Annotated in this window: 20 protein-coding genes; 15 read left to right on the top strand and 5 right to left on the bottom strand. The window is 48.1% G+C overall.

Features of this window, described 5'->3' with window-relative positions:
• Positions 1–251 precede the first annotated feature (251 nt).
• The 15 genes from secA (at position 252) to ACYVB1_RS20035 (ending at position 17,671) form a co-directional block, all read left to right on the top strand.
• Positions 252–3,632, top strand: a complete 3,381-nt coding sequence (secA, locus tag ACYVB1_RS20105) for a preprotein translocase subunit SecA (RefSeq protein WP_460925612.1) — start codon at positions 252–254, stop codon at positions 3,630–3,632.
• Between the two features lie 117 nt (positions 3,633–3,749).
• Positions 3,750–4,421: a deoxyribose-phosphate aldolase gene (gene deoC, locus ACYVB1_RS20100; RefSeq protein ID WP_460925611.1), complete on the top strand. Its 672-nt coding sequence runs from the start codon at positions 3,750–3,752 to the stop codon at positions 4,419–4,421.
• The gene (locus ACYVB1_RS20095; RefSeq protein ID WP_460925610.1) at positions 4,405–4,917 is read left to right on the top strand and encodes a sporulation protein; all 513 of its coding nucleotides are present in this window, start codon (positions 4,405–4,407) and stop codon (positions 4,915–4,917) included. The genes deoC and ACYVB1_RS20095 overlap by 17 nt, the downstream gene beginning before the upstream one ends.
• A gap of 169 nt (positions 4,918–5,086) precedes the next feature.
• Entirely contained in the window at positions 5,087–6,274 is a 1,188-nt protein-coding gene (locus ACYVB1_RS20090; RefSeq protein WP_460925609.1) for a M20 metallopeptidase family protein, read from the top strand.
• Between the two features lie 11 nt (positions 6,275–6,285).
• Positions 6,286–6,900: a hypothetical protein gene (locus tag ACYVB1_RS20085; RefSeq protein ID WP_460925608.1), complete on the top strand. Its 615-nt coding sequence runs from the start codon at positions 6,286–6,288 to the stop codon at positions 6,898–6,900.
• Positions 6,897–7,694 carry a DUF2490 domain-containing protein gene (locus ACYVB1_RS20080; protein WP_460925607.1) on the top strand — a complete coding sequence of 266 codons (798 nt, stop codon included), beginning with the start codon at positions 6,897–6,899 and terminating at the stop codon, positions 7,692–7,694. Before ACYVB1_RS20085 ends, ACYVB1_RS20080 begins: the two co-directional genes overlap by 4 nt.
• A gap of 164 nt (positions 7,695–7,858) precedes the next feature.
• Positions 7,859–8,395, top strand: a complete 537-nt coding sequence (locus tag ACYVB1_RS20075; protein WP_460925606.1) for an Hsp20/alpha crystallin family protein — start codon at positions 7,859–7,861, stop codon at positions 8,393–8,395.
• 174 nt (positions 8,396–8,569) lie between these two features.
• Positions 8,570–10,060 (top strand): Do family serine endopeptidase, encoded by a 1,491-nt coding sequence (locus ACYVB1_RS20070; RefSeq protein WP_460925605.1) that lies wholly within the window; start codon positions 8,570–8,572, stop codon positions 10,058–10,060.
• 105 nt (positions 10,061–10,165) lie between these two features.
• Positions 10,166–11,743, top strand: a complete 1,578-nt coding sequence (gene amaB / locus ACYVB1_RS20065; protein WP_460925604.1) for an L-piperidine-6-carboxylate dehydrogenase — start codon at positions 10,166–10,168, stop codon at positions 11,741–11,743.
• Between the two features lie 913 nt (positions 11,744–12,656).
• A complete protein-coding gene (locus ACYVB1_RS20060; RefSeq protein ID WP_460925758.1) occupies positions 12,657–13,214 on the top strand; it encodes an RNA polymerase sigma factor in 558 nt (185 codons plus the stop codon).
• A gap of 27 nt (positions 13,215–13,241) precedes the next feature.
• A complete protein-coding gene (locus ACYVB1_RS20055; protein WP_460925603.1) occupies positions 13,242–13,871 on the top strand; it encodes a hypothetical protein in 630 nt (209 codons plus the stop codon).
• Complete coding sequence (locus tag ACYVB1_RS20050; protein ID WP_460925602.1) at positions 13,864–15,012, top strand: DUF4097 family beta strand repeat-containing protein; 1,149 nt, start codon at positions 13,864–13,866, stop codon at positions 15,010–15,012. Before ACYVB1_RS20055 ends, ACYVB1_RS20050 begins: the two co-directional genes overlap by 8 nt.
• 134 nt (positions 15,013–15,146) lie before the next feature.
• Positions 15,147–15,596 carry a RidA family protein gene (locus tag ACYVB1_RS20045; RefSeq protein ID WP_460925601.1) on the top strand — a complete coding sequence of 150 codons (450 nt, stop codon included), beginning with the start codon at positions 15,147–15,149 and terminating at the stop codon, positions 15,594–15,596.
• 12 nt (positions 15,597–15,608) lie between these two features.
• Positions 15,609–17,432 carry a MutS-related protein gene (locus ACYVB1_RS20040; protein WP_460925600.1) on the top strand — a complete coding sequence of 608 codons (1,824 nt, stop codon included), beginning with the start codon at positions 15,609–15,611 and terminating at the stop codon, positions 17,430–17,432.
• Positions 17,429–17,671 (top strand): hypothetical protein, encoded by a 243-nt coding sequence (locus ACYVB1_RS20035; protein ID WP_460925599.1) that lies wholly within the window; start codon positions 17,429–17,431, stop codon positions 17,669–17,671. The genes ACYVB1_RS20040 and ACYVB1_RS20035 overlap by 4 nt, the downstream gene beginning before the upstream one ends.
• Before the next feature lie 566 nt (positions 17,672–18,237).
• Here the strand turns inward: ACYVB1_RS20035 and tsf are convergent.
• The 5 genes from tsf to ACYVB1_RS20010 form a co-directional block, all read right to left on the bottom strand.
• On the bottom strand, positions 18,238–19,071 hold the full coding sequence (tsf, locus tag ACYVB1_RS20030; protein WP_460925598.1) for a translation elongation factor Ts: 834 nt from the start codon (positions 19,069–19,071) through the stop codon (positions 18,238–18,240).
• Positions 19,072–19,202: 131 nt separating this feature from the next.
• Positions 19,203–19,970 (bottom strand): 30S ribosomal protein S2, encoded by a 768-nt coding sequence (gene rpsB / locus ACYVB1_RS20025; protein ID WP_460925597.1) that lies wholly within the window; start codon positions 19,968–19,970, stop codon positions 19,203–19,205.
• Positions 19,971–19,991: 21 nt separating this feature from the next.
• Positions 19,992–20,378 carry a 30S ribosomal protein S9 gene (gene rpsI, locus ACYVB1_RS20020; RefSeq protein WP_460925596.1) on the bottom strand — a complete coding sequence of 129 codons (387 nt, stop codon included), beginning with the start codon at positions 20,376–20,378 and terminating at the stop codon, positions 19,992–19,994.
• A gap of 4 nt (positions 20,379–20,382) precedes the next feature.
• Positions 20,383–20,832 carry a 50S ribosomal protein L13 gene (gene rplM / locus ACYVB1_RS20015; RefSeq protein ID WP_460925595.1) on the bottom strand — a complete coding sequence of 150 codons (450 nt, stop codon included), beginning with the start codon at positions 20,830–20,832 and terminating at the stop codon, positions 20,383–20,385.
• Positions 20,833–21,115: 283 nt separating this feature from the next.
• The gene (locus ACYVB1_RS20010) at positions 21,116–21,556 is read right to left on the bottom strand and encodes a hypothetical protein (RefSeq protein WP_460925594.1); all 441 of its coding nucleotides are present in this window, start codon (positions 21,554–21,556) and stop codon (positions 21,116–21,118) included.
• Between the last annotated feature and the right edge of the window lie 176 nt (positions 21,557–21,732).

The raw sequence follows: 21,732 nt of genomic DNA, 5'->3' as shown, positions 1-21,732 counted from the left end.
CAGCAGGAAACTATTACTAAAGGAAATCGAACTTCTGCCACATTGCCACATGTTACATATTATGGCATAGCCTATTAAGGCGCTTACATAAGTATATTAAAAGCTATATGTTGTAGCGGTAAATTTGGCAGATAAGCTGTGCAACCGTTATTCTGGTACTGTTTTAGTACAAGACACCAAGAATGTCGGAAAAACAGCTTATTTTTGACGATATTAAGAACAGAGCATTTAAATAAAGAAGATACACGCACATGTTTGATTTTTTCGGTAAAACCGTTGCGAAACTATTCGGGACCAAATCCGACAGAGATATTAAAGAGGTTGTACCCTACGTATCTAAAGTAAACGAAGAATTTCTGAAGCTTGCCGATATCACCGATGATCAGCTCCGCCAGAAGACGGTGGAGATTAAGGGCATCATTGATGAGCGGCTTAGACCTATAGATGAAAAAATTGCTGCGCTGCACAAGCGTATCGCTGATGAGCCGGAACTGAACATTGTTCAGAAAGAGAACATCTTCTCTGAAATTGATGAGTTGGAGAAACAGCGTAACAAAGACCTGGAAGTAGTGCTGATGGAAGTGCTGCCAACTGGCTTTGCCGTTGTGAAAGAGACAGCCCGCCGCTGGAAAGAAAACGGGCAGCTGATCGTAACTGCCAACGACCAGGACCGCGCACTGGCATCCCGCAAACCAAACGTACAGATCGACGGCGACAAAGCTGTCTGGGCAAATAAATGGATTGCCGCAGGCAACGAAGTTACCTGGGACATGCTGCACTACGATGTACAGCTGATTGGAGGTATTGTGCTGCACCAGGGTAAAATTGCAGAGATGGCGACCGGTGAAGGTAAAACTTTAGTGGCTACGCTGCCTGCCTACCTGAATGCACTGGCAAAGCGTGGGGTACACGTGGTAACGGTAAACGACTACCTGGCCAAGCGTGACTCTGAGTGGATGGCGCCTTTGTTCGAGTTCCATGGCCTGACCATCGACTGCATCGACAAGCACCAGCCAAACTCTGAAGCCCGCCGCAATGCCTACAAAGCAGACATCACCTACGGTACCAATAATGAGTTCGGCTTCGACTACCTGCGTGACAACATGTCCAGGGAACCACAGGACCTGGTACAGCGCAAGCATCATTATGCGATGATAGATGAGGTGGACTCTGTGCTGATTGACGATGCCCGTACCCCATTAATTATTTCCGGTCCGGTGCCACGCGGTGATGAGCATGAGTTTTACCAGCTGAAGCCACGCATTGCCATGCTGGTAGAGGCACAGCGTAAACTTGTAAATAATTACCTGACAGAGGCGAAGCGTTTAATCAAAGAAGGAAACACGCAGGAGGGCGGTCTTTCCCTGTTCCGTGCATACCGTGGTCTGCCAAAGAGCAAGCCGTTGATTAAGTACCTGAGTGAAACAGGTAACCGTGCCATCCTTCAGAAAGTAGAGAATTACTACCTGCAGGACAACTCGCGCATGATGCCGGAGGCCGATGAGCCACTGTACTTCACCATCGATGAAAAGCACAACCAGATTGAACTGACCGAAAAGGGTATTGACCTGATTACGGGCCAGGGCGAAGATCCAAACCTGTTCATCCTGCCGGATATCGGTACAGAAATCGCCAATATTGAAAACGACAAGTCGCTTTCTGAGGAAGACCAGCTGCATGCAAAAGAAAGGCTTATTGCTGACTACCAGGACAAGACGAAGCGTGTGCACACTATTAACCAGTTGCTGAAGGCGTATACCCTGTTCGAAAAAGACACCGAGTATATTGTAACTGCAGACCACAAAGTGAAAATTGTGGATGAGCAAACTGGCCGTGTCATGGAAGGCCGCCGCTATTCTGACGGTTTGCACCAGGCCATTGAGGCGAAAGAGAACGTGAAGGTAGAAGATGCCACACAGACTTACGCTACCGTGACGCTGCAGAACTACTTCCGCATGTACCATAAGCTCGCTGGTATGACCGGTACTGCCGAAACAGAAGCAGGCGAATTCTGGGACATCTATAAGCTGGATGTGGTAGTTATCCCGACCAACCGCCCGATACAGCGAAAAGACGAGCACGACAAGGTGTACAAAACCGTTCGTGAAAAATATAATGCCGTTGCAGACGAGATTGTAGAGCTGACGCAGAAAGGCCGTCCGGTGCTGGTAGGTACTACTTCAGTGGAAATATCAGAGCTCCTGAGCCGCATGCTGAAGCTGCGCAACATCAAGCACCAGGTACTGAACGCCAAAATGCACCAGAAAGAGGCGGAGATTGTAGCTGAAGCTGGTAAGCCGGGTACTGTAACCATCGCTACAAACATGGCCGGTCGTGGTACCGACATTAAGCTGGCTCCGGAATCGAAAGCTGCCGGTGGTCTGGCCATTGTAGGTACAGAGCGCCACGAATCCCGCCGTGTAGACCGCCAGTTGCGTGGTCGTGCCGGTCGCCAGGGTGACCCGGGTTCTTCGCAGTTCTTCGTATCGCTGGAAGACAACCTGATGCGTTTGTTCGGCTCTGACCGTATTGCCCGCCTGATGGACCGTATGGGTCTGGAAGAAGGTGAGGTGATTCAGCACTCCATGATCACAAACTCTATTGAGCGTGCGCAGAAGAAAGTGGAAGAAAACAACTTCGGACAGCGTAAGCGCCTGCTGGAGTACGACGACGTGATGAACGCACAGCGTGAGGTAGTGTACAAGCGCCGCCGCAATGCCCTGTACGGGGAGCGCCTGGAGCTGGATATCTGGAACATGATTTATGATATCAGCGAAGACGTGGTGGTGAGCTACAAGAACATCAACGACTACGAAAACTTCCAGCTGCACATTATCCGTGTGTTCGGTATCAACACGCAGATTACAGAGGATGATTTCAAGTCGGTTCCGGCTAACCAACTGGCAGAGCGCCTGTATAACGAAGCGTTGAACCATTACCTGCAGCGAAACAAGCAGACGGCGGACCAGGCTTACCCAATTATCGCGGATATCCACCAGAACCGTGGACCGATGATTGAGAACGTAGCGGTGCCGTTTACAGATGGCAAGCGCCAGTTGGCTGCTGTAGCCAACCTGACCAAAGCGTATGATTCGCATGGTATGGAGCTTATCCGTGCCATGGAGAAAATCATTACGCTGGGCACCATAGACCAGGCCTGGACAGAGCACCTGCGCCAGATGGACGACCTGAAGCAAAGTGTGCAGAACGCGGTGTACGAGCAGAAAGATCCGTTGTTGATTTACAAGTTCGAATCGTTTGAGCTGTTCAAGCGCATGATTGGTAAAGTAAATGAGCAGACCATCCAGTTCCTGTTCCATGCGTACATCCCGGTGCAGGCACCACAGCAGGTGCAGCAGCCCATAAGGCCGCCGATGGCACCTAAGCCGCCGGTGCTGCAGGAGCAGAAGCAGGAAGTACATTCCTCGCTCGAGAACCAGGCTGGCCAAACGACCACGCCAGCTCCGGAGCCGGAGAAAATCATGCCTGCCCACTCTCAGAAGGTAGCGGGACGTAACGACCGTGTAAGCGTGCAGTACAGCGATGGCCGTGTGCTGAAGGACGTGAAGTTCAAAAATGTGGAGGAAGATCTGCTGAACAACCGCTGCATGCTGATTGAGGAAGAAAAATAAGGAAACTTTTTCTGTTAAATTAAGAATAAGGCTCTTTATAGGATAAACATAAAAAGGACAAGGGCATAAGGGAGGGGCAACCTTCCTCTTATGTCCTTTCTCTTTTAAATCTATTTTATGGAAGCAGACGAATTGGCAATTTATATAGATCATACGCAGTTACGCCCTGAGGCAACAGCCAGCCAGGTAGTGCAGCTTTGTAATGAGGCCCGTAATTACGGCTTTGCTGCAGTTTGTGTGGCACCCTGCTATGTTGCTCTGGCTAAAGAAAGCCTGGGGCCGGGTACACAGGTAAAAGTGGCGACAGTAGTTGGTTTCCCGCTGGGCTACCAGCACGAAAAGGTAAAGTTGCTGGAGACGCACCAGGCTATAGAAGATGGCGCAAATGAGATTGACGTAGTCATGAACATCTCCGCTTTCAAATCGGGTAAATACACTGCAGTAGAAAAGGAGTTGGGCGAGCTGGCCCAGTTCTGCCATCTGAAGAAGGCAGTACTAAAGGTAATCATTGAAACAGCCTTGCTGTCGCCGGAGGAAATAGAGAAAGCATGTGAGATTTGCGTTGCCGCAGAAGCCGATTACGTAAAAACCTCTACGGGTTTTGCCTCGCGTGGAGCCTCTGTGGAAGATGTAAAGCTGATGCGCCGGGTGCTGCCGAATAAAGTCAAGATAAAAGCATCAGGAGGAATTAAAACATTTGCCGATGCCGAAGCGTTTATAAATGCTGGTGCTGACAGGTTAGGATGCTCTGCCAGCATTAAAATAGTTACCCATGAACAAAATAGTTAGCCTTTTTCTTTTGCTGGCTTTCGTTGTCAGCTCAGCCTGTTCCCCTTCGTCAGGCAGAACCACAGGAGACACAGACAGAGGAACCGCCAGAGTAAAAGTTTCAGAAGACCTGAGTCAGTACAGGCCCAGGTACCCAGTGGATAATGCAGCAGCCCCTGTGGCGCGCATCGAGCCAACCAACCACGTAAACCAGCAGGTGGCCGTGCTGATGGATACGGTGGCAAGCGTGAACAAGAACATCAAGTATGCCCAGGGGTATCGCATCCTGGCCTATAATGGCTCTGAACGACAGACAGTGATGAACCTGCGGAAATCTATACTGGCACGGGTGCCGGAAGAAAAGGATTACCTGACCTATCAGCAACCTAACTTCCGCCTGAAAGTAGGGGACTTTTTTAGCCGTATAGAAGCGCAGCAGGTGCTAAATCAATTGTCTGACCTGATTCCGAATGCACAGATTGTGGAGGAGCAGATTAACATTAACAAGACGTACTAAGAGTTCAGACTGAAGGCGTTAGACAAAGACAATGTACTTTACTGAAAGCGTTGTGGCCTGATATAGTCGCAGCGCTTTTATTTTTGATACCATAGCGTTTAATTGCTATGTTCAACTTCTGGCGCAGGAACCAGACAAAGAACTTATTCCTGCATTAGCATATTAACGAATGAGTACTGTAGATAGAATCAAAGAACTGGCTCAGACATACGCTCCTGACACCGTGCAGGTGCGCCGACACATACATGCAAACCCTGAACTGTCGTTTGAGGAGCATCAGACTGCTGCTTATGTAAAGCAGGTGCTGGAGAGTTATGGATTAAAACCTGCCTCAATGGCCGAAACAGGGCTGGTGGCTTTAATTGAAGGCCGTAACCCAGGGAAAAAAACCGTTGCCCTGCGTGCCGATTTGGATGCCCTGCCCATCGTAGAGGCAAACGATGTAGCCTACAAGTCCAAAAATGAAGGAGTGATGCATGCCTGTGGCCATGATGTACACACGGCCTCGCTTCTGGGCGCTGCCCGCATCCTGCAGGAAATGCGGGAGGAGTTTGAAGGCACGGTAAAACTTATCTTCCAGCCGGGGGAGGAGAAATTTCCCGGAGGAGCTTCCATTATGATAAAAGAAGGGGTGCTGCAGAATCCGGCTCCGGAGACAATTGTAGGCCAGCACGTGTTCCCGATGCTGCCGGCAGGCAAAGTAGGCTTCAGGTCCGGCATGTATATGGCGAGCGCCGACGAAATTTACATTACTGTGAAAGGCAAAGGCGGCCACGCCGCCATGCCTGAGATGAACGTGGATACCGTACTCATTGCCTCACACCTGATTGTGGCGCTGCAGCAGATAGTAAGCCGCCATGCCAGCCCCAAAGTGCCAACGGTTCTCTCTTTTGGTAAAGTAGAGGCAAAGGGAGCCACGAACGTTATCCCTGATGAGGTAAAAATAGAAGGCACTTTCCGGACTATGAACGAGGTATGGCGGAAAGAGGCCCACAAGCGCATTAAGAAACTGGCGGAAAGCCTATGCGAGAGTATGGGCGGCAGCTGCGACATCGACATCAAGAATGGGTATCCTTTCCTGCAGAACGACCCTGAACTTACAGACAGGGCCCGCGCTGCCGCTGCGTCTTATTTGGGCGCAGACAATGTAGTAGACCTGGATTTATGGATGGGAGCAGAGGATTTCGCTTACTATTCGCAGGAGGTGCCTGCTTGCTTTTACCGCCTCGGCACCCGCAACGAGGCGCGTGGCATTGTGTCAGGGGTGCATACCCCAACCTTTGATATAGATGAGGCTGCCCTCGAAACAGGCATTGGCTTAATGGCCTATGTGACGCTGCAAGAGTTGAAAGCTTAAAAGAGTTGCACATGGAGGAGGCCAGAAGCTTACGTTTTAAGTTGTCAGCAGGTATGTTCGACAGAAAGCGGACACTACGGCTTACTCCTGGTTATCTTGAGTATGAAGCTAACTTCTTTGAACCGGGGCATCTGACCAGAATCGACAAAAAGGACATCCTCGACATTAAGTTCAACATGAACTGGATTATATGGTACAGGTTTTATGTTGGCTGCGATTTCAGGATAGATATTAAAACAAAGGAAAAGGGTGTTTTTCGTATTAAGTTTGTAAGTTACTTCGATAAAAATACCGCCTATATAAGGACCTTTAACAGAATAGTGGATTGGATGTGGGAGCACTACCTCCAGGATATCATAAACGCTTACCTCCAGCAGTTTTACCTGACGCATGAGCTTGAGTTAAGAGAAGTTCGCTTAACCGACGAGGGCGTTTACTTTATCAACAAAGACCACCTGTCTTTCTGGGAGGATGTGGGGGTAAAGGAGTACGAAGATTATTTTGCTATTTACAACCAGAGCTTTCCTGAACTGAACGAACGGATTCTGTTTGACGAGTGGGGAAGTGAGGTTCTGCTTGGAGTGATTGAAGCGCTGAAAGAAAAGAAATTTAACGAAAACAGATGAAACAACTGTACCCACTGCTGCTGCTGGTCCTGCTCCCGCTCTTTACCCTGGCCCAGGACAAGGTAACAGCTCCTGCTGCAGTATGGCCCGAACTGCAGGTAAATTATGGTGTTGGCGAAGACGGATTGTTGTTCTTCCGGAACCAGTACCGCATCAATACCGATGGCCGCTACAATGATCTGCGTGAGACGGGGCCGCTCAGCACTTTTGAGCGCGTAGAACTGACCTTAGGTTACGAGCATACCTTCAACGACCATTGGCGGGGCGGAGCTGTGCTCCGTTATGCAGCTGAGGATTATCCTAAAACGGTCTTCAATGCTTTGTTCCTGCGCCACAATGGTAACATTAAGAGCCTGTATTTTAATAAACAAGTGATGGCAGAACGGGCGAAACAGGAAGAAATAAGTGCTTCTCTCCGTTTTCACCTGGCAGCCGAATTGGGAAAGCGGTTTCCTTTGAAAGGTAAATTTATAACACCAAGTATCAGCTGTGAGGCCCTGTTGTTATCCGGAATCGGGCAGGATAGTGACATTGAAATGCAGGAGCGCGGCATAGACCGCTTGCGCCTGCGTGTGAACGTGACTTATGAATTGAACGATAAGCTACGCCTTACTCCGTACTTTATGCGGCAGACCAATTATTACTATGCGCTCGTGGCGCCTGTTTATGATGAGGAAGAGAAACTGGTAAAGGAAAGCTACACCACCAAACGCAATCGTATTTCGCCAGTGGTGGGGCTGGAGTTGAACTATACCTTCAATAAAATCCCGAATACTGCCAGTATTACTTATTAAAACCTTGGTAACTGTAAATTAGTCAGCTATTTAACCTAAAGCATGTTGTCTTAAATGACATTTTTTCATGATTTAGCAGGATAATTCAACTGGTACAGTTTTTAATATACTGTAGTTGTAAATCATTTTAGGACATAATTAACAAACTTAAAATATATACAACTATGGCACTGAGCAGATATAACGGCATGCAGGACGCTATGCCAAATTCGTTTAGTTCTATGTTAGACAGATTCTTCAATGAGTCTGTGAACACCCGCAATTTCTCAGACTTTACACCACATGTAGATGCCTGCGAAACAGAAAAAGGTTTCGAGATACAACTGGCACTGCCCGGTGTAAAAGCAGAGAACATCAACATTGATTTCCAGGAAGGTAGACTAACTATAACCGGTGAGCGCAAGCTGGAGAAAAAAGACGACGGCAGACGCTACCATATGCTGGAGACACAGTACGGTTCTTTCAGCAGAACATTCTACTTGCCTGATAAAGTAAATCCAGACAAGATTACAGCCAGTTTTGAAGATGGTCTGCTGCTTGTGAATGTACCAAAGGATGAAAAGAAAACAATGAAGCGACAGATAAATATCACATCCGGTTCAGGAAACAATAGCAGCAACAAAACCAAAGCGGTAGAAGAGAAAGCCACCGCTGCCTCTGAAAACGGCAAGTCCGAGAAAAGTAAGGCTAAAGTAGCTTAAAAAAGTAAAATGCATATACAAAAAGGAGGCTCAAAAAACTGGCCTCCTTTTTGTATATTAACATGTAGATAAGATAACTATCACATTTGTACATACTATCGTATACAAGTGTAGCGTTAGCAACTTAGAATATAGACGAAATTGAATATAAATACAACGACTAAAACTAATCAGATGAAGACAAAACAGTTTATCCTTGGCGTTGCACTTTCAGCCGTGTTGGGCGGTAGTGTAGCGGTAGGTAGCTACAAGCTGTTAGAAGATGGGAGCATTGTTTCAATCGAGCAGCAGCAGCAGGGCCCTACCGTCCGCTATACCAGTGATATGCGTAGCAGCAACGTAATTGTGCCGGAAGGCCTTAATTTCATAAAGGCCGCCCAGGTTTCTACGCCAGCCGTGGTACACGTGATGACTGAGTACAGCGGCAGAGCAACAGCCCGCGGTAACAGCCCGATGGACCCGTTCCTGCGTGAGTTCTTTGGAGACGGCTTTGGTGAGCGTGCTCCACGTGGTCCGCAGCAGGGTTCTGGTTCAGGTGTTATCATTGCCTCTAACGGATACATTGTTACAAACAACCACGTAATTGACAAGGCCGACAAAATTGAAGTGGTAATGGACGACAAGCGTCGGCTTACAGCTACGCTGGTAGGTACTGACCCAACAACAGACATTGCTTTGTTGAAGGTGGATGCAGATAAACTCCCAACTGTGCGCTACGGTAACTCTGATGACTTGCAGATTGGGGAGTGGGTACTTGCCGTGGGTAACCCAATGAACCTGACCTCTACTGTAACAGCTGGTATTGTAAGTGCCAAAGGCCGTAACATTGATATCCTGCGCAGAGGCAACGATATGGCCATCGAGTCTTTTATTCAGACAGATGCTGCCGTTAACCCTGGTAACTCTGGTGGTGCCCTTGTGAACCTGAATGGTGACCTGGTCGGTATCAATACGGCTATTGCTTCTCAGACTGGTTCTTTTGCCGGTTATTCTTTTGCCGTGCCTTCCGCCATTGTAAGCAAAGTTGTAGATGACCTACTGAAGTATGGTGAAGTACAGCGTGCCCTGTTAGGTGCCTCTATTCGTGAAATTGATGCTGCCTTCGCGAAAGAGCAGAACCTGAAAACACTGAATGGCGTGTACATCAACGATGTAACAGAAAACAGTGGTGCTAAGGAAGCTGGTTTGAGAGGAGGAGATGTAATTACGGCAATCAATGGTGCCAGAGTAGCCAAGTCTTCTGAACTACTGGAGCAAATTGCCCGTTACCGCCCTGGCGATAAGGTGAAGGTAGATTATTTGCGTGCCGGCAAAGAAAGAACTGCCACTGTAACGCTGAAGAACCTGAACAACAGCACAGAACTTGTAAAGCGTAGCAATGCAGAACCTATTACGTTTGACGGTGCTAAATTTGAGCCGGTAAGCAGACAGGAACTGAGCAAACTCGGAATTACGGGTGGTGCTAAAATCTCTAATGTAAGCGATAGCAAGTTCCGTGATACCGGTATGAAAGATGGCTTTATCATTACTAAGATTGATAGATTCCAGGTAAAAGAGCCAGCTGATGTTGAAAGACATCTGAAAAATATTGAAAGTGGCGTGGTTTACATTGAAGGTGTTTACCCGGACGGCCTGAGGGCTTACTACCCAATCGGGAAAGAGTAAGCTAATAGGAGCCGATAGTTACAGAAAGCTTCTGCACCTTGCAGAAGCTTTTTTATTTTCTAGCTTTGTATAAGACCCCCTTTCATCAGACAAAAGATAAAACCTATGAAACAGTCCATAGACCAGCTACCGCTGAACAAGGAGATAGCAGATGTACTCCAGCAGCTTGGCATAAAAGATAAAAACCCTGCCTATAGTACCGGCCTTGCCTGGGGAGGGCAGGACAACAGCACTACCCGCAGCATACACTCCCCAGCCGATGGCAACCTGATTGCTACCGTGCACATGGCTACGCCTGAAGATTACGATAAAGTAGTGGAGGCGGCGCAGGAGGCTTTTAAAGTATGGCGTAAAGTTCCCGCTCCCAAGCGTGGGGAGGTGGTGCGGCAGATTGGAAACAAGCTGCGTGAGCACAAAGAAGCGCTGGGCAAACTGGTAAGTTACGAGATGGGCAAGATTTTACAGGAGGGACTGGGCGAAGTGCAGGAGATGATTGACATCTGCGACTTTGCGGTGGGTCTTTCCCGCCAGTTGCACGGCTTTACCATGCACTCAGAACGCCCGGAGCACCGCATGTACGAGCAGTACCACCCGTTGGGTGTGGTGGGCGTTATTTCTGCTTTCAACTTTCCGGTAGCTGTCTGGAGCTGGAATACGATGCTGGCCGTAGTGTGCGGCGATGTAACTATCTGGAAGCCCTCTGAGAAAACACCTCTCACTGCCATTGCCTGTCAGCACATCATCCGGGAGGCGCTGGCAGACAATGAGATTCCGGAAGGTGTCTTCAACCTCATTACCGGGGATGCAGAGATCGGCAGCCTGATGAGCCACGACAAACGTATCGGGTTGGTTTCAGCAACAGGATCCACACGCATGGGTAAAAAAGTAGGAGAGGCTGTAGGAGCCCGTCTGGGCAAATCGCTGCTGGAGCTAGGTGGTAACAATGCCATTATTCTGACAGAGAACGCAGACCTGGAAATGGCCATGCGTGCGGTTGTGTTTGGTGCCGTAGGTACCTGTGGCCAGCGCTGCACCTCTACCCGCCGCCTTATTGTACACGAGAACCGTTACGAGCAGGTAAAAGAGCGCCTGCTGAAAATATACCCAACCCTGCCTATCGGGCACCCGCTGGACAGTACCACACTGGTAGGGCCGCTCATCGACAAGGATGCTGTGAACGCATTCACCAATGCACTGGAGAAAGTGCAGCAGGAAGGGGGCACCTTGCTGACAGGAGGTGAAGTGCTGAGCGGGGAAGGCTATGAGACCGGCACCTATGTGAAGCCTGCCATCGTGGAAGCTGAAAATCATTATGAGATGGTGCAGGAAGAAACCTTTGCGCCTATTCTATACCTGATTAGGTACAGCGGTGACATAGAGAATGCCATTGAAATTCAGAATGGGGTGCGACAGGGGTTGTCGTCAGCTATTTTCTCTACAAACCTCCTGGAGACCGAGACCTTCCTGAGCCACTGGGGCTCCGACTGCGGTATTGCGAATGTTAACATCGGTACATCAGGTGCTGAAATTGGAGGAGCCTTTGGCGGTGAGAAAGAAACAGGAGGTGGCCGCGAGTCAGGCTCCGATGCCTGGAAAGTGTACATGCGCCGCCAGACAAACACCATCAACTATGGTCGGGAGTTGCCATTGGCACAGGGCATACAGTTTAAGGTGATGGATTAATTTGATGCTATGCAAATGATCCGGCAGGTTGTTTTGTTGATCGCCTGCTGGTCTATTAAGCACCTATAGCTCCAGAGGAGCGACCTGTACGCTACAAACAGGTTGCTCCTCTGGAGCTATAACTTTACAGGCTCCGGCTTTTGTTGGCAGGCCCCGCTGCGACTGAAAGTCAGCTTTACTTCACAACATAAACGTGGATAAGTGGATAAAATCAGCTTGTGCAACGAGCTGCAATAATTTCCCTCCAATTACTCTTTTTGGTGTAGTAAATAAGGAGATTACGCACCTGCTTTACAGATAAGAAACAAAACAGGCCAGCTTTGGGAACAGAGCTGGCCTGTCCTGTTTTATGGCTCGTTTTGTAATTCACAGTTTTAGCTGTAGTTATCCACATTTGTTTATAAACTGTATGTGGATATGTGGATAACTTTAATTCTCTTTTGATTTCATAGACCGAAAAAGAAACAAAATGCCTGCGTGTTGGAGCAGTTACAGCTGTAGCCGCTCATAACATAAAGAAGATGAAGTAGATGTGTTTATTTAGTGTTATACACATAAGGCTGTGGATACTGTGGAAAAGTGGACAAGTAATCAAAGAATAACATGCTACTCCCACTTTCGGGAGATTCAGACCTGCCAGGCTACCTTTTTTTGGATCCTTCAGGCGTCTTGTACACATGATCAGATAAGTCCCGCTGGCGGAGCTCAAAAGTAGGAGAACTCTTCTGGTAACAGAGCATCCCGCTGGGCCTGTAGCTTCATGTCTGCCAAAATTCTTGAAATTATTTTGCAACTTCATGCAACCTCGCGTCAATCACTTTGTCTTTAGTGCAGAAGTAGGGAAGGAGAAGGATGAAAGACTAAAAGTCGTGAAAGCGCAGCAAGTGTTTTGCAAACGCTAAATCGTAACACCTTGGAGAAACTCGGTTATCAGGACGTAAATCACCACGTGATTGATCGCTGCAAGAGCGGCGATAACAGAGCCCAGTATGAGCTGTATAAGCTATACTCCAAGGCTATGTTTAACGTGAGCATGCGCATCGTTAACGACTATGCAGAGGCGGAGGACGTGCTGCAGGAGGCCTTTGTCAGCGCTTTCAAAAACCTCCATTCTTATAAAGCCGAGGCTTCATTCGGGAGCTGGCTCAAAAAAATTGTAGTGAATGCGGCTATCAACGCCATCCGGAAGCGCCGTTCAGAGTTGGTGCCTATGGACGAGCGCGTAGTAGGCGAGGTGGCCGACGAGGTATATGACGACGATACAGAGTGGCAGGTAGAAAAGGTGCGGAGGGCAATACAGCAGTTGCCGGATGGCTACCGGGTGGTGCTGGGTTTGTACCTGCTGGAGGGCTATGACCATGCTGAGATTGGCGAAGTGCTGGGTATAACAGAATCAACTTCAAAATCGCAGTACAGTCGGGCCCGGAAAAAATTACTGGAGATAATGAGAGAGCCGCAGTATGCGGTTTAATACAGATAATATGAGAAGAACTTTACCATGGAAGATAAACTGAAAAAGTTTGTAGACGAGCATCGGGATGAGTTCGATGTGTTTGAGCCCCGGATGGAGCTTTGGCAGAACATCTGCGAGGCACTGCCGCAGAAGCGAAAAGAAGCAAAGGTGATCAGCATTAAGTTTGGCGTCAGCTTCAGCGCCAACTCCATGTTCATGCGAATCGCTGCATCTGTTGTGCTGCTGTTGGGCTGTGGCCTCACACTTTTCCTGATGAAGCAGAATACGCCGGTGGCAGATAATGCCATAGCGGCAGCCACCACAGCCCCTGTGATCAACAACATTGCGCCTGAGCTGGCCGAGGTGGAGGCTTATTATGTAAGCCAGATCAGAGAAAAGAAAAGCAAGCTGAGCGAGTATGACCTGAAAGTGCTGGGGCTGGACGACCAGCAGGAGATAGACCAGGAACTGGCCCGCCTCGACAGCAGCTACACCCAACTGAAAAAGCAACTATACACTACTCCTAATACGGACGAAATAGTTGGTGCCCTTATCCAGAACCTGCAGATACGGATTAGGGTGCTGAACCGACAACTGGAGGTACTCCAGCGGTTAGAACAATTAAATGAACAACCCGACTTAGAATCCCAAAAAGATGATACCACGAATGTCTAACTTTCTACGCTGCGCGCTAGTGCTTGCACTGGCCCCTGCACTGGCCCTGGCACAAAGTAAAAACCAGGGACCGTGTCCTGATATCACGATAGACCTCTCTGGTCTGAGCACTCCTTCTGAACGCAAGCTTGCGAAGCTTCAGAATTTTGAAAATCTGGTAGAACTGAAAGCTTTAGCTGCGTTGGAGCACCTCGAGAGCCTGCCTGAGCAGCTTACCCGTTACCAAACAGGTGAAGTGACGGCAGAAGTAGCTGCCTATGATGTTGAAAAGCGAAAGATCATTGACAAAACATACAAGGTTAACAGGGCTGACATGCTCAACATCGAGAACAAGTTCGGCAAAGTGCACATTAACACATGGAACAGGAATGAAGTGCATGTGAAGGTGGACATTGTCGCACGTGCCGGCTCTGAGAGTTTAGCCCAGGAAATACTGGATAAAATAAAAGTGATGGAGAGCCGCGAAGGAAGCACCATCGCCTTTAGAACAAGCATAGAACCCATGCGCGTTTCAGGTAATAATAACAAGGGTTATGAAGTGAATTACACCATTAGCATGCCTGAAGAGAATCCCCTGACGGTGAAAAACAGCTTTGGGGATGTGTACCTGGCGTCGTTGAAAGGCAGAGCCGATATCAACGTAAAGTATGGCGCACTTAAGTGCGACAGGCTAAGCAACACCGGCAACACAGTGACTTTGGCGTATGGCTCTGGGTCCTGTGGTTACATCAACGGAGGAAATCTAGATGTGTCCTACGCGAACATGAATGTGGAAGGAGCCAACGGGCTGCAAGGTTCTGCCAAGTACAGTGACTTCAAAATAGGCAGCCTTGGTGAAACAATGGAGATGGATGTAAAGTATGGCTCCTTTGCTGTAAACAACATCAGCAAAAACATCCGAAAGATTGTCCTCTCCAGCGGTTTCACTCCCATTAACCTGACCTTCGACCCTAATACGGCCTTTAATTTTGATGTGAACGTGAAGTTTGGTGATTTCAGGTACGATAAGTCTTTGGTCAATATCACTTCTCTGGAAAAAGGGCATACCTCTGCAGAGTATAGAGGTGCATATGGAGGTGCATCGCCTAAGGGGCTGGTAAGTGTAAACTCCAGGTACGGTGATGTGAAGTTCATGAAATAAGCTGTTCCGAAACAGCCATAGCTACTGTGTTTGTTAAGATTGTTTGTTTAAAGTGAGAAAGGAGCTGGCAACATGTCAGCTCTTTTGCTTTTAGACGTAGAGGGGATAGTCCCTCATTCTTTTTATCTTTGAATATGGCAGAAGAAAAAGAGCCCTTCACCTCATCTAAAGCGCCGGAGCCTGTTGGTTTATACCCACATGCGCGCCGCGTAGGCAACCTGCTGTTTCTATCAGGTGTTGGCCCGCGTGAGCGGGGTACAAAGCAGATACCAGGCGTAGAGCTGGATGATGCTGGAAACATAATGGCCTACGACATTGCAGCGCAGTGCCACTCCGTGTTCCGGAACGTGCGCTATATACTGGAAGAGACTGGTTCTGCCTGGGAGAATTTGGTAGACGTAACTGTGTTTCTGACAAACATGAAGGCTGATTTTGCGACCTATAACCAGATTTACGCTGAATATTTTAAAGACAACCAACCTTGCCGCACCACGGTAGAGGTTAACAAGCTGCCAACTCCCATTGCTATTGAACTCAAATGTATCGCCACCATTGGGGCATCAGAGCAGGTACAGGTAGCATAACCTTAAATTACTGTGAGCAAAACAAGAGAAGAACTATACACCTCCCGTGCCAAAGTACTTGCCGGAGAAGAGAAAGACGCAGCCTCTAAATCAAGCCTGGTTTCCTGGCTGCGGGTAGCCGTATTTGTGGTGGGTGTGGCGGTAGCCTGGTATTTTTTCAGTAACTACCAAATGGCCGAGGGGGCTATTACTGTACTGCTGTTTTATGCCCTGTTTGTAATTGTGCTGCGCTGGCATAGCCGCCTCGACTTCAGGCACCAGCAACTGGTGTTGCTGCGGCGCATAAATGAGCAGGAGGTAGAGCGGCTGCAGGGCAAGCTAAAGCACTTTGACGGCGGAGATGCCTTCATCAATGACCAGCATCCTTATACCTCCGACCTCGACATATTCGGGCAGAATTCCCTGTTCCAGCTGATGAACCGTTCTGTTACCAGCATCGGCAAAAAGAGGCTGGCCGGCTGGTTCCGGGGGGCAGCCGCTCCATCAGAAATTATCCTGCGGCAGGAGGCCGCAGCAGAACTGGCACAGCCGCAGCAGTTAGACTGGCTCCAGGCGCTGCTGGCTCTCCCGATGCACTATAAGCATGACAAGGAACCAGCTGATGGCTTTATGGATTGGTTTGCCGAAAAAGCTTTCTTTAGACAACACCCATGGGTAAAGGTGCTGTTAATGGTGCTTCCGCTCCTCACAGTGGTAGCCATTGTGGCCTGGCTGTATGGCTTTACTGGCTGGGTTACTGTGACTTTACTGGTGGCGCAGTTCTGGGTGGCCTATAAATTCCGGGTAGAGCGGGACGAGTACTATGAGAAGAGCATCGGCATATACGAGGCCATGCGCAGTTACACGCGTCAGCTGCAGCATGTAGAGCAGCACAGCTTCACATCTTCTAAGCTACGGCAACTGCAGCAGGTGCTGAAACGCTCCGGTACATCTTCCGCAAACCTGCATAAACTTGCCAATATCATCGACTATTTCTCCTGGCGCCTCAGCACGCTGATGGCCTTTTTCCTGAACAACATCCTGATGTGGGATTTTATCTGGATGTACAGGCTGGAGAACTGGCGGGATAAATTCCTGCCGCAACTGAGGGAGTCGCTGGATGTGTTGGCAGAAATAGAAGCATTGGCAAGTATAGCTGCTTTTCAGCATGCACATCCAAACTATGCGGTGCCGCGGCTAAGCCAGCAGCCTTTTAAATACAGGGCAGCAGCGCTGGCGCATCCCTTGATATTCTCGGTAACACCCGTTGCCAATGATTTTGAGACACAGGGAACTGGTCATACGTTGGTGATTACAGGCTCCAACATGTCCGGCAAAACAACTTTCCTGCGCACGGTGGGCATCAACATGGTGATGGCGCTGATGGGGGCTCCTGCCTGCGCGGAACGCATGCTTGTTGCACCGGCACAGGTTTACACCGCGATGCGCACCGCTGATAACCTTGCAGAAAACACTTCCTCTTTCTATGCTGAACTGAAGCGCCTGCGCATGCTGCTGGAGCTAACAGAGCAGGGGCAGCCTGTCTTTTATTTGCTGGATGAAATTCTGAAGGGCACCAACTCCCGCGACCGGCACCTGGGCGCCATGTCGCTTATCCGGCAGCTGCACCACCGCAATGCCTCCGGCCTTATCTCTACCCACGACTTAGAGCTGGGAGCCATGGAGGATGAGCTTCCCGGAAGCGTGCAGAACTACAGCTTCAACAGCGACATCATAGGCGATGAAATCAGGTTTGACTATAAGCTGACCAAAGGGCTTTGCCGTAGCTTTAATGCCAGCAAGCTCATGCAGCTGATGGGAATCGACATCGAAAACAATAAACAACCACACATATGAGAACTGTAGCCGATATACCAAATCCGAACATGAAGGTCACGCTGATGGCCTGGAACGGGAAATACCTGATAAAACTGGAAAAAGGAGACTTTGAGCAGACCTATAAAATAAGCGAAATGGACGTAGAAGGCGATGAGGGTGCCAAGGCACTTCTGGACGAAGAGTTCCTGGAAGCAGCCATGAACCGCTTTATCGATATGCGCGATGCTTTTGTTTCTACAGTAAGGAGGAATGGGTAAGGGGCTAATGTACAGATTGGTCCCTCACAAGAGGAAACTTCACCTGTTATCTTTCCTGCTTTTCCTTTGTTCCTGTTCAGATCCCTGTGAAGGATTAGAATGTCTGTCGGAGGATCGATTTGCCTTTACTATCAAGTCACAAAGTAGTGGGGAAGACCTGCTGTTTGGGAGTAGTCCGCAAATCTCCCAATACGATGTGGAGGTATTTTATGTGCTAAACGGTACCAGAGAACTGGTTCAGGTTCAGTTTCAATCCCAGTATGCTGTGGTGGTCCTGTATGATGATGTAGAGGAATACTATGTTCATGCATTAGGTAAAACAGATATGCTGAGCCTTCAGATCTCCCGTAGATCAGCTTCAGAATGTTGCCCGAGTACAACTGACGTTGAAATGATAAGCCTGAATGGCGAAGAGGTCGGTAGAGATTCCTGGGTTATAGACCTCTTCAGGTAAGGAAGGCTTTCTGAAATAATATTTTTCTTAAAGGACTGTTAGCTCCAGACGAAGAGCATAAAAAAAGCCCACCATCATGGCGGGCTTTTCTATTATTTGTAGTTGACTATAATTAACCGATAGCTACACGCTTGAACTCAGTTACAGTCATGCCTTTGTTGGTTTTGTCAAGCAACTGGGCAATAGAAAGAGAAGAGTCTTTTACGAACTCCTGGTTCAGCAACGTGTTTTCTTTGTAGAACTTGTTCAGTTTACCCTGTGCAATTTTCTCCAGCATTGCTTCTGGCTTGCCTTCAGCACGCGCCTGCTCTTTACCAACCTCAATTTCGCGCTGTACAGTAGCAGCATCCACACCGTCTTTGTCAACAGCAATTGGCTTCATGGCAGCAATCTGCATGGCTACGTCCTTACCAACTTCTGTTACTTCAGCATTGCCTGTGTTGGTTAAGCCTACCAGTACACCTAATTTACCGTTAGAGTGGTCGTAAGAAACAACTTTCTCAGCAGAAACAGTCTCGTAAGACACAACATCGATTTTCTCACCGATTTTACCCATCAGGTCCGTGATGTGGTCCTGCAGCGAACGGCCATCAGCCTGGGAAGTAGCCAATAACTCTTCTTTAGAAGTTGCTTTTGTTGAAACGGCAGCATCCAGAACCTGCTTCGCAAGGTTGCGGAAATCCTCTACTTTAGATACCGGTTCAGTTTCGCAAGCCAAAGCTACTACTGTACCTGTCGTACCATCTTCGCTTACCTGCGTTAGAACTACACCTTCAGAAGTAGCGTTGTCTGCACGCTTGCTTGCAATTTTCTGACCTTGCTTGCGCAGAATATCTTTAGCTGCTTCGAAGTCGCCGTTAGCTTCTGTAAGGGCCTTCTTGCAGTCCATCATACCTGCTCCGGTTTCCTGACGGAGTCTGTTAACATCTTGTGCTGTAATAGCCATGATCTTTATAATTAAGAATTATGAATTATTAATTAGAATATTTTTCCGGGCCTAAACCCCTAAAACAAACTGAACATTGAAGCAGCGGGGCCCAATGTTCAGTTTATTATAGTGCAATATAAACTTTAAGCTTATTGCTCGTCAGCTTCCTGCTTTTCTTTGATGCCTTCTTCTTCAGAACGCTTACGCTCAGTTTCCTCTTTGTCCACTTTGCGCTCAGACAGGCCTTCTTCGATCGCCTTACCTATCAGAGATACGATAAGCGATACAGACTTAGAAGCGTCGTCGTTTGCAGGGATTGGGAAATCTACCAGCTCCGGGTTAGAGTTTGTATCGCAGATAGCGAAAACTGGCAGGTTTAGTTTCTGAGCCTCTTTAACGGCAATGTGCTCACGCTTTACGTCAACGATGAACAGCGCTGCAGGCAGTCTTGACAAATCAGTGATACCACCCAGTACGCGGTCAAGCTTCTCACGCTCACGGGAAAGCATCAGCTTCTCACGCTTTGCAAGGGCTTTAGACTGCTCAGGGTCTTTCATCATTTTGTCGATGGTAGACATCTTCTTCAGTGACTTGCGCACCGTAGCGAAGTTTGTCAGCATACCACCTAACCAACGATCAGTTACATAAGGCATCTTCAGGCGTTTCGCCTCTTCTGCCACGATTTCCTGCGCCTGCTTTTTAGTAGCCACAAACAAAATCTTACGACCAGACTTCGCGATGTTCTTGATAGCAGCCGTAGCTTCGTCAAGGGCAACCAAAGTTTTGTTCAGGTCGATGATGTGAATACCGTTTTTCTCCATGAAGATGTACGGTGCCATCTTCGGATCCCACTTGCGGGTAAGGTGGCCGAAATGCACACCTGCCTCAAGTAATTCTTTATAATTAGTACTAGCCATGTTGTAGATACACCTTTAAAATTAACGTTTACTGAACTGGAATGAACGACGTGCTTTACGCTTACCGAACTTCTTACGCTCTACCATACGAGGGTCTCTCTTCATGAAACCTTCCGCCTTCAGAGCTGGCTTGTTCTCGCCGTTTTCTTCTACCAGTGCTTTAGAGATAGCAAGTCTAAGTGCCTCAGCCTGGCCGCTTACACCACCACCTTTGATATTGGCTTTAATATCGTATTTGCCAACTGAATCCAAGGTTTTAAGGGGCTGATTCACAATAGTTTGAAGTACTTCACTCGGGAAGTAATTCTTGATATCTCTACCGTTAATAGTGATATTCCCTTGCCCAGGCGTCAGATAGATGCGCGCCACCGAGGTTTTTCTTCTACCAGATGTATTGATAACTTCCATTAAATTAAATATTGAGGGTTAGTTCTTTTGGTTGCTGTGCGGCAAAAGGATGCTCGCTTCCAGCAAATACATGCAGATTGCGGAACAACTCGCTGCCCAATCTGTTTTTAGGTAACATGCCACGTACAGCACGCTCTACCAATAGCGTAGACGATTTCGCCTTCAGCTCGCGCGGGGAAGTTTTCTTCTGACCGCCTGGGTAACCAGTGTGTGTCAGGTAGTACTTCTGATCCCACTTACGGCCTGTAAAACGAGTGTCATCTGCATTGATGATGATCACGTTGTCTCCGCAGTCAGTGTTAGGAGTGTATGAAGGCTTGTGTTTGCCCTTCAGGATCTTGGCAACTTCCGATGCCACACGACCCAAGCTTCCTTGCCCAGCATCCACAATCACCCAGCCTTTGTTGGCTGACTTCTTGTTGACATACTGAGTTTTATAACTTAAATGATCCATTTTTAGTGGTTGTAAGCGATTTATTTATTTAATTATTGATTCTTCAGTCTTTGAAAAATGGACACAAAGATAGAAGTTAATATTCTGATATGCAATAGATGTTGTAGAAATATCCTTGAAACACAGGAATGTAGCAAGATGCAAACACTATCTGCACCGTTTCCCACAGCCATTGTACCGTGTGGCCTACTATAAGACAAACGTGTTTCAAGGGAATTAAACACAAAGCAGGGCCCTGTACTACAGGGCCCTGCTTTGTGTTTTTCTTGTAAAGGCAGAATTACTACGGGGCTATTGTGTTGCCTATTATTAATTCTCCGGTTTTCTTATCTGCCTTGATAACCGCTACATTGTTGGCTTCTTTAAGACTTTGCAGCGAAGCTGCAGTATAAACGGCGCTTGCTTTATCGCCTGTTTCCGGGGATAATAGGCTTATTTTTAAGTTGATTAGTTTATCCCCGTCAAACTGTCCATCCAGTTTCAGGTCAAAGCCGTTTTCTTTGAACGCCTTTTCAGCAGCTGCGAACTCTCCTTTGGTGATGTCGCCTGGCCGTAAGATGTACGTCACAATGTTTTCATCCTCTATGAGTTTGGCAGTTGTTCTGGCCGGGAATAAGGGTGTGCCATGTTTTGTTGGCGGTGGCGGCGGAGGCAATTGCTGCTTAGAAGGAACAGGTGGCGGTGGTGCCGGCAGAGCAGGCAGTTCACCGTATTTTTCCTCCACGGCAGGTATGCTTCTTTTGCCTTCAAACTTGTACTCTTCTTCACCACCAGACCTCAGATAGATGACAACAGACTCTAGAAGCTATCTCAAAAATACCTAAGCATTATCTTCATGCACGCGAGCAGCAGGAATGCCAGGTAATTATCAGCCTTCTTTTCCTGTCTGACCAAGGTTCT

The organism is Pontibacter brevis (assembly GCF_054779655.1).
The sequence above is the reverse complement of the archived record's forward strand: the minus strand, read 5'-3'. Positions and strand labels throughout refer to the sequence as shown.

Bases quoted from the DNA above. Each gene is read 5' to 3' on its own strand.
- rpsI (WP_460925596.1), bottom strand. From the start codon at position 20,378: ATGGAAGTTATCAATACATCTGGTAGAAGAAAAACCTCGGTGGCGCGC.
- rpsB (WP_460925597.1), bottom strand. From the start codon at position 19,970: ATGGCTAGTACTAATTATAAAGAATTACTTGAGGCAGGTGTGCATTTC.
- ACYVB1_RS20095 (WP_460925610.1), top strand. From the start codon at position 4,405: ATGAACAAAATAGTTAGCCTTTTTCTTTTGCTGGCTTTCGTTGTCAGC.
- ACYVB1_RS20035 (WP_460925599.1), top strand. From the start codon at position 17,429: ATGAGAACTGTAGCCGATATACCAAATCCGAACATGAAGGTCACGCTG.
- deoC (WP_460925611.1), top strand. From the start codon at position 3,750: ATGGAAGCAGACGAATTGGCAATTTATATAGATCATACGCAGTTACGC.
- ACYVB1_RS20085 (WP_460925608.1), top strand. From the start codon at position 6,286: ATGGAGGAGGCCAGAAGCTTACGTTTTAAGTTGTCAGCAGGTATGTTC.
- ACYVB1_RS20075 (WP_460925606.1), top strand. From the start codon at position 7,859: ATGGCACTGAGCAGATATAACGGCATGCAGGACGCTATGCCAAATTCG.
- ACYVB1_RS20055 (WP_460925603.1), top strand. From the start codon at position 13,242: ATGGAAGATAAACTGAAAAAGTTTGTAGACGAGCATCGGGATGAGTTC.
- ACYVB1_RS20070 (WP_460925605.1), top strand. From the start codon at position 8,570: ATGAAGACAAAACAGTTTATCCTTGGCGTTGCACTTTCAGCCGTGTTG.
- amaB (WP_460925604.1), top strand. From the start codon at position 10,166: ATGAAACAGTCCATAGACCAGCTACCGCTGAACAAGGAGATAGCAGAT.
- secA (WP_460925612.1), top strand. From the start codon at position 252: ATGTTTGATTTTTTCGGTAAAACCGTTGCGAAACTATTCGGGACCAAA.
- ACYVB1_RS20050 (WP_460925602.1), top strand. From the start codon at position 13,864: ATGTCTAACTTTCTACGCTGCGCGCTAGTGCTTGCACTGGCCCCTGCA.
- rplM (WP_460925595.1), bottom strand. From the start codon at position 20,832: ATGGATCATTTAAGTTATAAAACTCAGTATGTCAACAAGAAGTCAGCC.
- tsf (WP_460925598.1), bottom strand. From the start codon at position 19,071: ATGGCTATTACAGCACAAGATGTTAACAGACTCCGTCAGGAAACCGGA.
- ACYVB1_RS20090 (WP_460925609.1), top strand. From the start codon at position 5,087: ATGAGTACTGTAGATAGAATCAAAGAACTGGCTCAGACATACGCTCCT.
- ACYVB1_RS20045 (WP_460925601.1), top strand. From the start codon at position 15,147: ATGGCAGAAGAAAAAGAGCCCTTCACCTCATCTAAAGCGCCGGAGCCT.
- ACYVB1_RS20080 (WP_460925607.1), top strand. From the start codon at position 6,897: ATGAAACAACTGTACCCACTGCTGCTGCTGGTCCTGCTCCCGCTCTTT.